Origin of the sequence: Nakamurella flava (genome assembly GCF_005298075.1) — a bacterium.
GTDB lineage: Bacteria > Actinomycetota > Actinomycetes > Mycobacteriales > Nakamurellaceae > Nakamurella > Nakamurella flava.
Genome location: NZ_SZZH01000001.1, coordinates 2,065,289 through 2,080,413 on the forward strand (window position 1 = coordinate 2,065,289; position 15,125 = coordinate 2,080,413).

At 70.0% G+C, this 15,125-nt stretch carries 10 protein-coding genes; 7 read left to right on the forward strand and 3 right to left on the reverse strand.

From position 1 onward, the window contains the following. Positions 1–383: 383 nt before the first annotated feature. Both FDO65_RS09240 and FDO65_RS09245 read left to right on the forward strand, forming a co-directional pair. Complete coding sequence (locus FDO65_RS09240) at positions 384–1,694, forward strand: metallophosphoesterase (protein WP_166442104.1); 1,311 nt, start codon at positions 384–386, stop codon at positions 1,692–1,694. A 339-nt stretch (positions 1,695–2,033) separates the two neighbouring features. Beyond that, positions 2,034–2,930 carry a hypothetical protein gene (locus FDO65_RS09245; RefSeq protein ID WP_137449020.1) on the forward strand — a complete coding sequence of 299 codons (897 nt, stop codon included), beginning with the start codon at positions 2,034–2,036 and terminating at the stop codon, positions 2,928–2,930. Between the two features lie 32 nt (positions 2,931–2,962). Here the strand turns inward: FDO65_RS09245 and FDO65_RS09250 are convergent, their stop codons facing one another. Further along, on the reverse strand, positions 2,963–4,351 hold the full coding sequence (locus tag FDO65_RS09250; RefSeq protein ID WP_137449021.1) for a glycosyltransferase family 2 protein: 1,389 nt from the start codon (positions 4,349–4,351) through the stop codon (positions 2,963–2,965). A 392-nt stretch (positions 4,352–4,743) separates the two neighbouring features. On the opposite strand from FDO65_RS09250, the gene FDO65_RS09255 reads away from it, so the two are divergent. The 5 genes from FDO65_RS09255 to FDO65_RS09275 all read left to right on the forward strand — a co-directional run bounded on the left by FDO65_RS09255 (position 4,744) and on the right by FDO65_RS09275 (position 10,852). Further along, entirely contained in the window at positions 4,744–6,114 is a 1,371-nt protein-coding gene (locus FDO65_RS09255; protein ID WP_137449022.1) for a nucleotide sugar dehydrogenase, read from the forward strand. Next, a complete protein-coding gene (locus FDO65_RS09260; protein WP_166442105.1) occupies positions 6,111–7,730 on the forward strand; it encodes a polysaccharide deacetylase family protein in 1,620 nt (539 codons plus the stop codon). Before FDO65_RS09255 ends, FDO65_RS09260 begins: the two co-directional genes overlap by 4 nt. 157 nt (positions 7,731–7,887) lie before the next feature. After that, on the forward strand, positions 7,888–8,901 hold the full coding sequence (locus tag FDO65_RS09265) for a dTDP-glucose 4,6-dehydratase (RefSeq protein ID WP_137449024.1): 1,014 nt from the start codon (positions 7,888–7,890) through the stop codon (positions 8,899–8,901). Next, positions 8,898–10,082 (forward strand): glycosyl hydrolase family 18 protein, encoded by a 1,185-nt coding sequence (locus FDO65_RS09270; protein WP_137449025.1) that lies wholly within the window; start codon positions 8,898–8,900, stop codon positions 10,080–10,082. The genes FDO65_RS09265 and FDO65_RS09270 overlap by 4 nt, the downstream gene beginning before the upstream one ends. Continuing rightward, positions 10,079–10,852, forward strand: a complete 774-nt coding sequence (locus tag FDO65_RS09275; RefSeq protein WP_137449026.1) for a hypothetical protein — start codon at positions 10,079–10,081, stop codon at positions 10,850–10,852. The genes FDO65_RS09270 and FDO65_RS09275 overlap by 4 nt, the downstream gene beginning before the upstream one ends. On the opposite strand, the gene FDO65_RS09280 is transcribed toward FDO65_RS09275, so the two are convergent. Then, positions 10,853–11,227, reverse strand: a complete 375-nt coding sequence (locus FDO65_RS09280; protein ID WP_137449027.1) for a hypothetical protein — start codon at positions 11,225–11,227, stop codon at positions 10,853–10,855. A gap of 137 nt (positions 11,228–11,364) precedes the next feature. Then, the gene (mfd, locus tag FDO65_RS09285; protein WP_137449028.1) at positions 11,365–15,039 is read right to left on the reverse strand and encodes a transcription-repair coupling factor; all 3,675 of its coding nucleotides are present in this window, start codon (positions 15,037–15,039) and stop codon (positions 11,365–11,367) included. Between the last annotated feature and the right edge of the window lie 86 nt (positions 15,040–15,125).

A 15,125-nucleotide genomic window follows, 5' to 3' on the forward strand; every position in this document is an offset into this window, starting at 1 on the left:
TGCAGGCGTGTGACGGCAAAGTGACGGCCCCCGCTTCACCGAGCCACAGTCTCGGTAGTCGCCGTCCCCGGGGGACCGTCTCCGAGGTGCGGCCGGAGGCGGGTAGATCCGGCGGCTCACACCGCCCTCTTTCTTGTCTCATACCCTTCACCCATACTGGGGATTCCTCGGTGTTACACGCGCGGTCGGTCGCTCGATCAGACCCGTACCTCCCCGGGATGCTTTCTGTTCGGCGTCCTCCTCAGCTGAAGGTGTCTGGCTTGCGTAGGTGTGCTCTTCTTCTGGCTGGAGTCCTGCTGACCGGACTGACCAGTGCGGTCACTGCCGGGCCCGCATCCGCCGCCCCGACCGACGTGTGCAGTGGGTTCGATCAAGCCATTCTGATGAGGCTCAATCCGACCACGACCAGCAGCCTGCTGACGCGGTCGCCCGGAGAGGCGTCCGGATCCAGCCGTTACGGCTACACCGTCGATGAGGGACCGGAGTTCTACGCGGCAGCGACGGCAGTCGCGGGATCCGTACCGGTCCGACGCCTGTACAACGCCGCCACCCGCGATTTCGTCGCCCTGACCCAGCAGTCCGACATCTCGGCCGCCCAGGCCGAGGGGTACGCCGACCAGGGCGTCCGGTTTTACGCCTCTCCCACCGTCAGCGACTGCGCCGACCCGGTCTACCTGGTGCGCAAGGGCGCACACTTCCGTCAGGTGGCCAGCTCGGCAGTGCGGTCCGCTCTGCTTGACGACGGTTGGACCGACCGCGGCATCGCGTTCTACGCCAGCTCCGCCGACGAACCGGCCCCAGGCCAACCGGGGTCCTCCGGATCGGCCTTCACCGTCGCGGTGATCCCGGACACCCAGCAGGAGGTGCTGTCGGCGGCGGATAACCGATTCGCCGAGCGCACGCGGTGGCTGGTGGACAACCGCGCCTCGCTGTCATTGGCCTATGTCGCCCACACCGGCGACCTCGTCAACTGGGACACCACCGAGCACGAGCAGTACGCCCGCGGCAGCGCAGCGATGAAGGTCCTCGACGACGCCGGCATCCCGTGGTCGGGGTCCATCGGCAACCACGACACCGCTGCGGTCTGCGCCGGAGGAAGTGCGTGCCCGGGTACCCGACCCCGGATCACGGTGCGCAACACCGCGACCTTCAACCAGTACTTCCCGGTCTCCCGCTTCCCTGCCATGAAGGGTGAGTTCGAGGCCGGCAAGGTCGACAACTCCTGGTCGACCTTCGAGGCCGGCGGCACGAAGTGGATGGTCCTGAACCTGGAGCTGTGGCCGCGCCCCGAGGTAGTCGCCTGGGCGTCGTCAATGGTCAGCAGCCACCCGGACACGAACGTCATGCTGGTCACCCACTCGTATCTGAACCCGGACGGTTCGATCTACGGTGCCGCCGACTACGGCCAGACCACTCCTCGGACGCTGTTCGACCAACTGGTCCGACCCAATTCGAACATCAAGATCGTGCTGTCGGGTCACGTCGGTGAAACAGCGGACCGCGAGGACATCCGACCGGACGGCACCAAGGTCGTCTCCTACCTGGGCGCCTTCCACTCCAATACGACCAATCCGGTCCAGTTATTGAAGATCGACGTCGCAGCCGGGACGATCACCCGCACCTGGACCGCTCCCCGCACCCCGGGGTTCCCGACGTACGAGGACGTGAACAGCGGGATGACCTGGGCGCGGTGACCCTGCACCTGCCAGTCAGCGTTCGAGCCGAGCCCAAGCGACCGAATTGACCGAACGGTCCAGCGGTTTGCGGACCCAAAACACTGGCAGCCGCGCGACGCGTTCCTGCCGGGTGGTCGCCCTCAACCCGTTGTTCATCGTGGGCCCTGGTGCCGCCGACCTGTTGCGATGGTCCGGCCTGTTCCTGGACGTCCCCGGCTGTCAACCACCTGATCTCCCAACTGCGCACGCACCGCCCAGACAAGCCCAACGGGTAATGGTGGCTCACCGCGATTGTGTCGATACTCCCTGCAGTGGGGCCGACCCTCGACAGCGCAGCCCGGCCCACAGGAGGCCGAAATGCGCAGCGCGTCGAAACGCTACCGGCGACACGCCGTGCGGCAGTGGCCGACGGCTTTGCTGCTGGCCGTGACCGCGCTCGCTATCGGGCGGCCGCCGGCTGCCGCCGCCGGCGTCGAGCGGGTGTACCCGGTTCACACCGGGATCGTGGCCACCACCTTCTGGGTCGGCGAGGTCTTCGACGCAACCGCCGCAGACGGTTCCCAGGTCTGCTCGAGCTACGACGACCGATGGGCCGAACGCTGGTCGGGCCGGTCCGGCACGGCCATCGCGGCGCCTGGCACCGACTGCGCCGGAGCACCCATCGGTGGCTGTGACGGCCGGCCGAGCGGCGCCGGTCCGGCCTTCCGCTGCGCGACCGAGCGGCGCTCGGCGGCGAACGGCTGGTTCCCGACCAGCACCCTGGTGACGCCCCAGGAGAACCCCTTCTATCTGGACCTGCCGTTCGACGACGTGCACGACAACTGGGCCTTCGCGCATCGTGCCCAGGTCGTTCCGTGGGCGGCCGATCCCGGCTACGCCGACCGTCAGTCCGACCGCGGGTTCTCCTACCTCAAGAACCGCTGGGTGCGCATCAACTACCAGGGACGCACCTGCTTCGGTCAGATCCAGGATGCCGGACCGGGCGAATACCACGACAGCGCCTATGTTTTCGGCGCCGGCGACGCCCGACCGGAGAACTCCCGGTACGGGGGTGCGGGAATGGACGTCTCCCCCGCCCTCACCGGTTGCCTCGGCTTCATGGACCTCGACGGCGTGACCGGGGGCCTGCGCTGGCGGTTCGTCGAGAACACCGACGTGCCGGCCGGGCCGTGGACGCGCACCGTCACCACGAGCCAGGTCGACGGTGCACCCCCGTCGGCGGCCTACCGGTCCTCGATCCTGCCCCGGACCTGACCGACGATGCACCGGCAGCCGGGGACCGCTGGTCAGTGCACCGCGGTCGACGGCAGCGGCTGCCCCGATCCCGGCGGCCGGCCGACGTCCGACGGACGGGTCGACGGAGCGAGGGCGGCCACGGCCGGCCGCCGGGTCGGGCTGACCCAGACGCCCGAAGAACGTCGCCCGAAGGCGCGGGCCAGCGATCGCAGGCACAACGCGGCATCCAGGATGCGCATCAGCGGGAAAGCCAAGGCGTAGACCAGGAACCGCGAGCTGCGCCGGACGAGCACCGCGAACACCGTGAGCGCCAGATCGGGGATCAGCAGGCCGACGAGCAGCGCCCACGGCGGGAGGATGCCGGACAGGGTCACCCAGACCGCCGAGGGGTCCGGGTCGATCGTCGTGACCAGCAGACCCGCACAGGTGATCGCGAAGGCGGGGAGAAGCAGCACCAAAAGGACGCAACTGCTGAGCAGCTCGAGGACGAAGACCACCAGGTTGACCCCGAACACCCCCCGCTGCAGGCCATGTCGGCGGACCGTCTGCCAGAAGCCGAGGATCCAGCGCTGCACCTGCTTGACGTAGTCCCCCAGATTGTCCGGATCCTGGGTGTACGCGACCGCAGCACTCGGATGGAACTCGATGCGACCGAGGCGCTTTGCGTGCAGCTCGAAGGTCATGTTGAAGTCCTCGATGACCAGACCCGCACCCACGACGTCGATCTGGCCCAGGACCCGGGTGCGGTACATGCTCGCGAACCCGGGGACGATGGTGACGGCGTTGGCCCACCGCGCCGCCTGCCCGTACTTGAGCAGGAGTTGGACGACCAGGTAAAGCCGTTCCCGGTAGGCGATCAGGAACCGCCCGACACGCGTTCGCGGGGCGGGGTTGTCGATGGTGGAGGCCCTGCCCGCCACCGCGACCACATCGGGCTCGGCGAACAACGGCAACCCGGTCCGAAGGTAGTCAGAAGCCAGATGGGTGTCGGCGTCCAGCAGCAGCACGATCTCGAACCGCCGGGCCAGCGCGAAATGCTCGATCCCGGCCGCCAGTGCCCCCGCCTTCCCCCGGTTGGGATTGAGCTCCAGGACGTTCGCACCGGTCGCCCTGACCACGTCGGCGGTGCCGTCGCTGGAACCGTCCGACACCACGTGGATATTTGCCGCCGGAACGAGCGCCGTTGCGCGGGAGATGGTCTCGCCGATGACAACGGCCTCGTTGTGGGCGGCGATCAGGATCGCCACCTCGCGCGGACGGGGGACGCCGTCACCGTCCCGCCGAGGACCGCGCCCCGACCGGTGCGTGTGCCGATCCCGGGTGTGCAGACCCGGACGTTCCCGGTGCCGTAGACCGGCCAGCGAACGACCGAGTCCGACCACCGTCCAGAACAGGGTGCTCACACCCAGCACGACGATGGTCAGCAGCAGAATCGACATCGTTGCCGACATCCAGCCCCCAGTCCCTCGCGGCGCGTCCCGCGATCACCCGTCCGACGAGGACGTCGTCGTTGTCGAGGCGCGCAAAGCATCCCTTTCCTACCGGTTCACGCCTGTTGCCCGCTACCGTCAGTTGTTGAGGCTGGGTAAATGTCACTCGTCCAGGGCTCACGTTCACCCGAATGGTGTGTTTTCGGACCAGGGCTCTCATCCTAGAGTCACTGTTGTCGCAATGGCCGATTGGCGCACTTTGACCCTTCTGTCCGGTCTGTCCTTCCCAGGGGGCGGAACAACTGCGTCCCGACACAGCGGCTCGGCGGGGGCCTGCCGCCTGGACAACCATGGTCGATGCCTGCGCTCGACCTGCCTTCTGCGCAAAGGAGCGTGCCTCCATGACGGCGGCCACCCACCCCACCTCCTCCACCGCTTCAGGGTTCCCCCCGCTACCCGCCGTCGAGACCGTCGACGCCTACGGGACCGGGTCCGCCGGCGACGAGAACCCCGCGTTCGACCATGATGTCGCGCTCGTCGGATTGGGCTACGTCGGCCTCCCGACCGCCCTGGCCTTCCACACCGCCGGACGACGGGTCCTCGGGCTGGACGTCAGCGAACGCCGACTGGCGGTCATCGCCTCCGGCGAGGCCGACCTGCTGGACAGCGACCGCCTCCGACTCGGCACCGCGCTGCAGGCCGACGACTTCCGGATGACCAGCGACCCCCGGGAGCTTTCCACGGCCGCCGCGGTCATCATCTGCGTGCCGACGCCGGTGGACGCCTATCTCCTCCCCGACCTGCAGATCCTGCGTTCGGCGTGCGAGACCGTCGTCGCCGCAGCGACTCCGGGCCAGGTCATCATCCTGACCTCGACGACCTACGTCGGGACCACCAGGGAACTGCTGGTCGAGCCGCTGACCGCCCGGGGACTGGTGGCCGGCACCGACCTGTTCGTCGCCTTCAGCCCGGAACGCATCGACCCCGGCAACGACCGCCACAGCCACGAGGACGTCCCCCGGGTGCTCGGCGGCGTCACGCCGGCCTGCGCGGATCGGGCCGCCGCCGTCCTGCACGGGTACGCCCGCAGCGTCCACGTGGTGCCGTCCCCCGAGGCGGCCGAAATGACCAAACTCCTCGAGAACACCTTCCGCGCCGTCAACATCGCGCTGGCCAACGAGTTCGCGGAAATCTGTGCGGCGATGGACATACCGGTCATGGACGTCATCCGGGCGGCCGCGACCAAGCCGTACGGTTTCATGCCCTTCTTCCCGGGGCCGGGCGTCGGCGGCCACTGCATCCCCTGCGATCCCCACTACCTGCTGTGGCAGCTGCGCCGCGAGCGGATGACCTCCCCGGTCATCGAGAACGCCATGATGGGCATCGCCGGCCGTCCCCGGCGGGTCGTCGAGCGGATTCGCGCGACGCTCTCGGACAACGGACGCGGCCTGCGCGGCACCCGGATCCTCGTCGTCGGGGTGGCCTACAAGCCCGACGTCCAGGATCTCCGCGAGTCCCCCGCGTTGGAGATCATGAACGAGCTGCTGGCCGAGGAGGCGATCGTGGCCTACAACGACCCGTTGTTCGCCAACCTCAGCCTGCCCAACGGGACAGCACTCATCGGTACCGACGACCCGACCAGCTTCGCGGCCGACCTGGTCCTGGTGCACACCCGCCACCGGAGCGTGGATCTCCACTGGTTGGCCGACGAGCCACTGGTGATCGACGCGACCTACGGCCTGACCGGGGTCCCCCACGCGGTGACCCTGTGACCGCGGGTGCCCACCGGCGACCAGCCACCCGGACCCGTCGCACCGTCACCCCGATACTCGCGCTCGTCCTCGCACTGGTCGGCTGGTCGCTGGTCGGGGTGGTGGCCGCACCGGCGGCCGGTGCCGCCACCGGAACCGTGGTCTCCCTGACCTTCGACGACGCCAACGCCGATCAATTCGCGGCGGCCGCCAAGCTGAAGTCCAAGAACATGGCCGGCACGTTCTTCATGAACTCCGGTTTCATCAACGCCGCCGGGTACCTCACCCTCGACCAGGTCCGTTCCATGAAGGCGGACGGACACGAGATCGCCAGCCACACCATCTCCCACCCGGACCTGGCCGCGATCTCGCTGGACGAGGCCAAGCGGCAGATCTGCAACGACCGGGTCAACTGGGCGAACTGGGGGATCCCGGTGGCCAACTTCGCCTACCCCTTCGCCTCCTCCACCACGGCCGTCGAGAACGCGGTCAACACCTGCGGCGACAACAGCGCCCGCGGCCTGGGAGACGTCAGGACGCGGTTCAGTTGTGGGACCTGCACGGTCGGCGAAACCGTCCCGCCAGCCTACAAGTGGTACACCCGGGCACCCGACCAGGTCGAGAGCACCTGGACGCTGGCCGATCTGCAGAAGAGCGTCACCCAGGCCGAGGCCCGCAACAACGGCCCCTGGGTCCAACTGACCTTCCACCACATCTGCGCCGCCGGCGCCCCGTGCCCGGCCCCCTCGGTCACCAGCACGATCTTCGACCAGTTCGTCGACTGGCTGGCCGCCCGGCCGACCACGACGAAGGTCAAGACGGTCGGGGCGGTGATCGGCGGCACGACCAAGGCGGCGATCGCCGGACCGGTGGCGCCCGAGGCGCCGGCCGGCACCAACATGATCGGCAATGCGTCAATGGAGACCTTCGACACCGCAACCGGTCTCCCGCAGTGCTTCATGGCCGGCGGCTGGGGCACGAACACCGCGTCCTTCGCCGTCACCACCGACGCGCACACCGGGTCCAGCGCGGTCACCACCACGGTCAGCGGCTACCAGTCCGGCGACGCGAAGATCCTGCCCACGCTCGATCTCGGGCAGTGTTCCCCGACGGTCACCGCCGGCCAGACCTACACCCTGGGCGAGTGGTACAAGTCGACCGGGGTCACCCAGTTCGCCGTCTACTACCGAACCGCCAACGGGCTGTGGAACTACTGGACCTCCAGTCCGTGGTTCGCCGCCGCGTCGACCTGGACCCAGGCCACCTGGACCACCCCGGTCGTGCCGGCCGGCGCAACCGCGGTCAGCTTCGGACTCAACATCTTCAGCAACGGCACCGTCACCACCGACGACCTGTCGATGGTGCGGGCCGTCGCCGCTGCGGCACCGTCGGCTCTGCGCTCGGCCTCGTCGACGCAGCCCGCGGCGTTCGTCGACGCCGCCCCGCCCCCGGCCGGCTCCGCCGCGGCCGGCGGCCCGCCGAAGAAGCGCGGCGACGTCATCCGCAAGAGTTCGCCGATGCCCGGACCGGCTCTGCCCCGGGTCGGACGTGGCGACGGCCGTCCCGAGCGCGGCATCGCACCGGGGGCCGTGGTCCTGGCTCCGTTCGTCGTCAGCCCCGAGCTGACGCGCGGCTGATCGAACCGGCCCGGTCCCGGTGCGCGACCTCTCGCCGCGCACTGGGGCCCTCGATCAGCTCCAACCACCCAGGGCGGCGACGTCCGCCCGCGACACACCAGACCTCCGCCGACCAGTAGGCATCGATCCCGAATCCCCCCAGCGTTGAGGAAGCACCATGCGAAGCATCGTCACCGGCGGCGCCGGCTTCATCGGCAGCCACCTGACCGAACTACTGCTCGAACAGGGCGACGAGGTGGTCGCGCTCGACGATCTGTCGACCGGCCGCCTGGAGAACCTGAACCGCGCCGTCCGGCACCCCCACTTCATCTTCGTCGAGGGCGACATCCGCGACACCGCTCTGGTCGACCGGGTCGTCGACGGCGCCGATCGCGTGTTCCACCTCGCCGCCGCGGTCGGCGTGCGGATCATCGTCGACCATCCGCTGGAAAGCCTGCGCACCAACATCCACGGCACCGAGTCGGTCCTCGAGGCCTGTCGCCGTCACTCGGTCGCCCTCCTGCTCGCCTCGACCAGCGAGATCTACGGCAAGAACACCGCGGATGCGCTCTCCGAGGACGCCGATCGCATCCTCGGGTCACCGTTGAAGTCGCGCTGGACGTACGCGGCGGCCAAGGGCATCGACGAGGCGTTCGCCCACGCCTACTGGCAGCAGTTCGACCTGCCCGTGACGATCGTCCGCCTGTTCAACACGGTCGGTCCCCGACAGACCGGCCGGTACGGGATGGTCGTGCCGAACCTGGTCGGGCAGGCCCTGCGCGGCGAACCGCTGACCGTCTACGGCGACGGCCGCCAGACCCGCTGCTTCTCCTATGTGCACGACATCGTCCCCGCGATGGTCCGGCTGCAGGAGGAGCCCAGGAGCGTCGGGCGGGCATTCAACCTGGGCGGCTCGTTCGAGGTGTCGATCCTCGACCTGGCCGAACGGATCGTCCAACTGCTCGACAGCCCCAGTCGTATCGAACTGGTGCCCTACGAGCGGGCCTACGGACCCGGCTACGAGGACATGCGCCGTCGGGTACCGGACAACACCCTGTCCCGTGAGCTCGTCGGGTTTGCCCCGACCACCACGCTCGACGAGATCATCCGGGCCGTTGCCCAGGACCGGGCCAGCCGGATGGCCACCCAGATCGGGGCGTCCGGGCTGCCGGCCCCGTCGCCCGCGAGGTGAGACGGTCGGAATCCGACGGGCTCCCGTCCGGTCCGTCGTCGACGTCCGCGCTCCCCGACGTCGACGAACTGGATTCCTGGTACTTCGACGATCGACCCGCGTCGGTCCGGCTGCCCCGCGGCTACCGCGTTCTGCTGGTGATCCTGGTGACCCTGGTGCTGTTGTTGACCGCCGGCCTCGGTGCCCTGTGGTGGCGGGTCGCGACGCCGACGCCCGCGCCGCTGGGCCATTCGCTCCCGGTCGTCATCGGCGCCGTGCCGTACTGGGACGAGGCTGAGGCCAGGCTCACCACCGAGGCGAGGGCCTCCGCGATGACCACCACCTCGCCCTGGTCGTATGCGGTCACCGCCGACGGCGGCGTCGAGCTGCAACCCGGGCTCAGCGCAGACGGCGAACGCGCGCTGCACGACCGCTGGCGGCAGCAGGGCCTCCGCGTCGTCCCGACGATCGCCAACACCAGCCAGGGCCTCTGGGACACCGCGACGGTGTCCAGGGTCCTCGGGGACCCGCAGCTGCGGGACGCCCACGTCACCGCGATCGTCGCCCTGGTGCAGGACGAGGGGTTCGAGGGGATCCAGATCGACTACGAGGACCTGCCGGCCACCGACCGGGATCCGTTCTCCGCCTTCCTGTCCGCGCTCGGACCGGCCCTGCGCGCACAGGGCAAGATCCTCTACGTCACCGTGCACGTCAAGGAGGACGACGCCGGGTACGACGAGCGCAACCGGGCGCAGGACTACGCCGCGATCGGTCAGGCCGCCGACCTGGTCTGTCTGATGGCCTACGACTGGCACTGGAGCACGGGCCCCAGCGGACCGATCGCCCCCTACGACTGGGTCGACCGGGTGCTGCGCTACTCCGTCACCCAGATCCCGCCGGAGAAGCTCGTTCTCGGCGTCGGCCTGTTCGGCTACGACTGGGTCGGTACCACCGCGGACAACGTGACCTGGCGTCAGGTGGTCGCACTGGCCGCTCAGCACCAGGTGGACGAGCAGTGGGATGTCGGGGCCCAGTCCCCCCACTTCTCCTACACCGTCGACGGGGTGACCCACGAGGTCTGGTACGAGAACGGGAGGAGCGTGAACGCCAAGTTCGATCTCGCGCGGCGCTACGGCCTACAGGGCATCGAGCTGTGGCGACTCGGCGCCGAGGACCCGTCGATCTGGGACCCGGGTCCGTGACCCGGCGCCGACCGGCGCTGCCGCTCGGCGTGGTCGCGCTGACGGGACTCGTCGTGGCCTGCGCGGGACCGGCCACGGCCGCCCCTGGCTCCGACGCGCCGACCACCCCCGTCGGCCGCAACTACCCCTGGCACACCGACATCGTCGCCACCACATTCTGGGTGGGTGAGGTGTTCGATCCGACTGCCGAGGACGGCAGTCAGGTCTACTCGACGTACGACGCCGCCTGGATGGTGCACTACGGCGGGTGCGACGGCGTCGTGGTGGACGGCGTGTGCGGGACCGAACCGCGCTCGGCCGACAACGACTGGTTCCCGACCGCCATGACTCCGCTGGAGAACCCGTTCTACCTGGACCTGCCGTTCGACGACGTCAACGATGCGGCCGCATTCGCCCGGCGCGGCGCCGTCATCCCCTGGGCGCACGACCCGCCGTACCGGGACCTGCTCGCGGCCGGGGACGTCTCGCTGATGAAGAACCGGTGGGTGCAGATCCGCCGGGGTGACCGCAGCTGTTACGCCCAGATCCAGGACGCCGGGCCCGGACAGTACGACGACGCCGACTACGTCTTCGGCAGCGATGATCGCCGGCCGCTCAACCAGGAGTTCAACGGCGCCGGCATGGACGTCAGCCCCGCCGTCAACGGCTGCCTGGGATTCACCGACCTGAACGGTGAGAACGACCGCGTCGATTGGCGTTTCGTCGACGACGCGGATGTTCCCGTCGGCCCGTGGCGCAATCTGGTCACCACCAGCGGGGTGACCGGCTGATCAGGCCGTCGGGCGACGCATCGCGTGCCGGAGGGCCTGGACCGCCTCGTAGAGGTCGGCCTCCAGCAACTCGGCCTCCGGCGTGCCGGCGAGCGGCGGGAGCGGACGGATCCGATCACGCACCACCATGAGCAGGGTGGTCATGCGGACCGCCACCTCGAACGGCAACTGACCGCGTTGCCGGTGTTCGTGGACCATACCCAGCAACAGGACCACGGCGTCGACGGCGTCCTGCTCGCCGACGCAGGCCCGGGCATCACCGGTGGGGGTCTCGACCCCGGCGAGTGGACCGAGCAGCAGCTGGGTCGCCGCCTGGTGCAGGCGCTGCTCGAAGCTCGGCGGGCCGGGCTGCTCACAGGCGGGTTCGACTGGCATACCCCAGTTGACCTCAGCACCGCGATTTGGGCAAGAATGCCGGTGTACCCCAAAGTTCGGGGGCGGTTCGCATTCCGGAACCCGTAGCCACATCGCGTCGCGTGCGGTAGGGGCCCCGCCCAACCCACCGTTTCGCATCAGCCCACCCGCACCGGCACCAGATCGTCCAGCACCCGCTCCAGCCAGGCCAGGAGCTCCCGGTCCCGCATGGCCGGCGCCCCGAGGCGATCGCCCACGGTCGGCGGCTTGAGTGTCAGCGTGGAGGTCAGGGCCCGGTACTTCGAGCCCGGGTAGAGCCGGGCCAGTCGCATCTGCCCGGACTCGGGCAGTTCGACGGGCGTGATGCGGATGCCCTGCGGTCCCTGCGCGATCTCGGTGACCCCGGCGGCGCGGGCCCGCTGTCGGAACGCGGCGACCGCGAGGAGGTTCTCGACGAGTTCGCCGGGTGCGCCGTACCGGTCGGTGAGTTCCTCGCGGACGGCGTCGATGTCCTGCGGGGTGAACGCGCCGGCGATCCGGCGGTAGGCATCGAGCCGCAGGCGTTCGACGGGGATGTACTCCTGCGGCAGGGTCGCGTCGATGGGCAGCTCGACCCGGACCTCCGCCGGTTCCTCGACCGGCTCGGACCCGTCCGCGGACCCCTTGGCCCCGGCCGCCTTCTTGAACGCGGTGACCGCCTCGCCGACCAGTCGCACGTACAGGTCGAAGCCGACGCCGGCGATGTGCCCGCTCTGCTCGGCGCCGAGAATTGAACCGGCGCCGCGGATCTCGAGGTCCTTCATGGCCACGGCCATGCCGGCGCCCAGGTCCGAGTTCTGCGCGATGGTGGCCAGCCGATCGTGGGCGGTCTCGGTCAGCGGCTTCTCTGCCGGGTAGAGGAAGTACGCGTAGCCGCGTTCGCGGCCACGTCCGACCCGCCCCCGCAACTGGTGCATCTGGGACAGCCCGAGGATCTCGGCGTGATCGACGATCAACGTGTTGGCGTTGGAGATGTCGAGGCCGGTCTCGACGATCGTGGTGCACACCAGCACGTCGTAGTCGCGGGCCCAGAACCCGTCGATGACCTTCTCCAGCATGTCCTCGTTCATCTGCCCGTGGGCGATGGCGATCCGCGCCTCGGGGACCGCCTCGCGCAGCCGCTTGGCGACGGCCTCGATGTCCGAGACCCGGTTGTGGACGAAGAACACCTGTCCGTCGCGCAGCAGCTCACGCCGCACCGCGGCGGCGACGAGCCGGTCGTCGTAGGCGCCGACGTACGTCAGGATCGGGTGCCGCTCCTCGGGAGGCGTTGCGATGGTGGACATCTCGCGGATACCGGCCAGGCTCATCTCCAGGGTCCGCGGGATCGGGGTGGCCGACATGGTGAGCATGTCGACGTGCGCCCGCATCGCCGTGATGTGTTCCTTGTGCTCGACGCCGAACCGCTGCTCCTCGTCGACGATGACCAGGCCCAGGTCCTTCCAGCGGATGCTGGGCTGCAGCAGCCGGTGGGTGCCGATGACGATGTCGACGGTGCCGTCCGCCAGCCCCTTCACGGTCTCGGACGCCTCGCTGGCGTCGGTGAACCGGGACAGCCCGCGCACCTTGACCGGGAAGGCGGCCATCCGCCCACTGAAGGTCGAAAGATGTTGCTGGGCAAGCAGTGTCGTCGGTACGAGGATGGCGACCTGCTTGCCGTCCTGGACCGCTTTGAAGGCCGCCCGCACGGCGATCTCGGTCTTGCCGTAGCCGACGTCGCCGGAGATGACCCGGTCCATCGGGACCGGACGTTCCATGTCGAGCTTGACCTCGTCGATGGCCGCCATCTGGTCGGGGGTCTCGGTGTACGGGAACGCGTCCTCCAGCTCCCGCTGCCACGGGGTGTCGGCGGCGAAGGCGTGCCCGGGCGCCGACGCGCGGGCCGCGTACAGCTGTACTAGCTTCGCGGCGATCTCCCGCACGGCCTTGCGGGCCCGGCCCTTGGTCTTGGCCCAGTCGGACCCACCGAGCTTGTTGAGGATGGGGATCTCCCCGCCGACGTACCGGGACAGCAGGTCCAGCGCGTCGGTCGGAACGAACAACCGGTCGCCCGGCTGGCCCCGCTTGGACGGCGCGTACTCGACCACCAGGTACTCGCGGACCGCGCCACCGGAGGTCCGCTGGACCATGTCGATGTACTTGCCGATGCCGTGCTGGGCGTGCACGACGTGGTCCCCCGGCTTGAGGGCCAGCGGATCGACCGCGTTGCGGCGGCGGGCCGGCATCCGCGTCCCGGCGACCTCACCGCCGGCCCCTCGGGTGCCGGTCAGGTCGGCCTCGGTCACGATCGCCAGGCCGCTGTCGCGCAACACGAAGCCATGGTCCAGCCGACCACAGGTGACGGTGACGACGTCCCGGTTCGGGGCCTCGGTGAGCGGTTCGGCGACGACGACGCCGAGGTCGGCCTCGGCGACCCGCTCGGCGGCGCGCGCCGCCGTCCCGGAGCCGGCCACGACCAGGACGGTCGACCCGCCCGTGCTGCGCCGTTCCTGGGCGTCGGCGACGGCCGCGGACAGTTCCCCCCGGTACAGCGGCGCGGCCACCACCGCGGGCTCGTCCTCCTCCGCCGCGGCGTCGGTGCCCGCCGCCGGATCGGAGGCCTCGCCGGCGGCCCCGGCGCCGAAGGGGCTGATCCGCCAGATCGGCAGCTCGGCGTCCCGGCAGACGTCCAGCACCTCGGCCAGCGTCCAGTAGGCCGACGAGCCCAGGTCGATCGGGGCCTTGCCGCCGGTCGCCGCAGCCATCCACGACGCGGCCAGGAACTCCTGCCCGGTGCGGACCAGGTCGTCGGCCCGGGTGCGGATCCGCTCGGGGTCGGCGAGCACGACGTGCGTCCCGGCCCGCACCAGCTGGGGCAGCAGCTCGAGCCCGCCGTCGGCCTCACTGCCGGAACCGACGAGCACGGGAATCAGCGACTCCATGCCCTCGACGGTGATGCCGTTGGCCAGGTTGTCGAGCATCTGGGCCAGCGTCGGGTCACCCGTGGCGTTCGCCGAGAGGGACTTCGCCCGGTCGCGGACCTCGTCGGTCAGCAGGATTTCCCGGCACGGCGGGGCGATCAGCTCGCCGACGGCGGCGTCGTCCCCGGACAGCGAGCGCTGGTCCAGGACACCGAACATGCGGATGTCGCTGATCTCGTCGCCCCAGAACTCGATCCGCGACGGGTGGTCGGCGGTCGGCGGGAAGATGTCGAGAATGCCGCCGCGGACCGCGATCTCGCCGCGCTTCTCGACCAGCTCGACCCGGTTGTAGGCCAGTGCGACGAGCTGCTCGGTGAGCTCGGTGAGGTCGCGCTCGTCGCCGACCCGCAGTCGCACCGGGGCCATGTCCCCCAGCCCTGGAGCCATCGGCTGGATCATCGACCGCACGGTGGCCACCACCACGGACGGGTAGCCGGCCGGCTCGTCGTCTGGGTGGGCCAGGCGGCGCAGGGTCGACAGACGCCGACCGACCGTGTCCGCCCGCGGGGACAACCGTTCGTGCGGCAGCGTCTCCCAGGACGGGAAGAGGGCCACCCGGTGGTCACCGATCAGGTCGCCGACGGCAGCCGCCGCGACCTCCGCCTCCCGACCCGTCGCGGTCACCAGCAGCACCGGCACCCCGGTCCCCACCCTGGATCCGACGCCCTCGGCCAGCAGAGCGGCCACGAACGGCCGGACGGCGGGCGGGGCCACGATGCGGTGCGTGATCGATCCGGCAGCCGCGCCGATGCCGGCGAAGAAGGCGTCCTGCGCCACCGCCGACACCAACCCGTGCAGGGCGCCGTGTGCCGTGACCTGTGCCGTCTTGCCCATCGTCTTCTCCCACGTCCGTCGTCCCGGGGCGCCCATCACCGCCGAGCGGAGAAGAACCGCCGACCGGGCCCGGGCACACCCAAAAC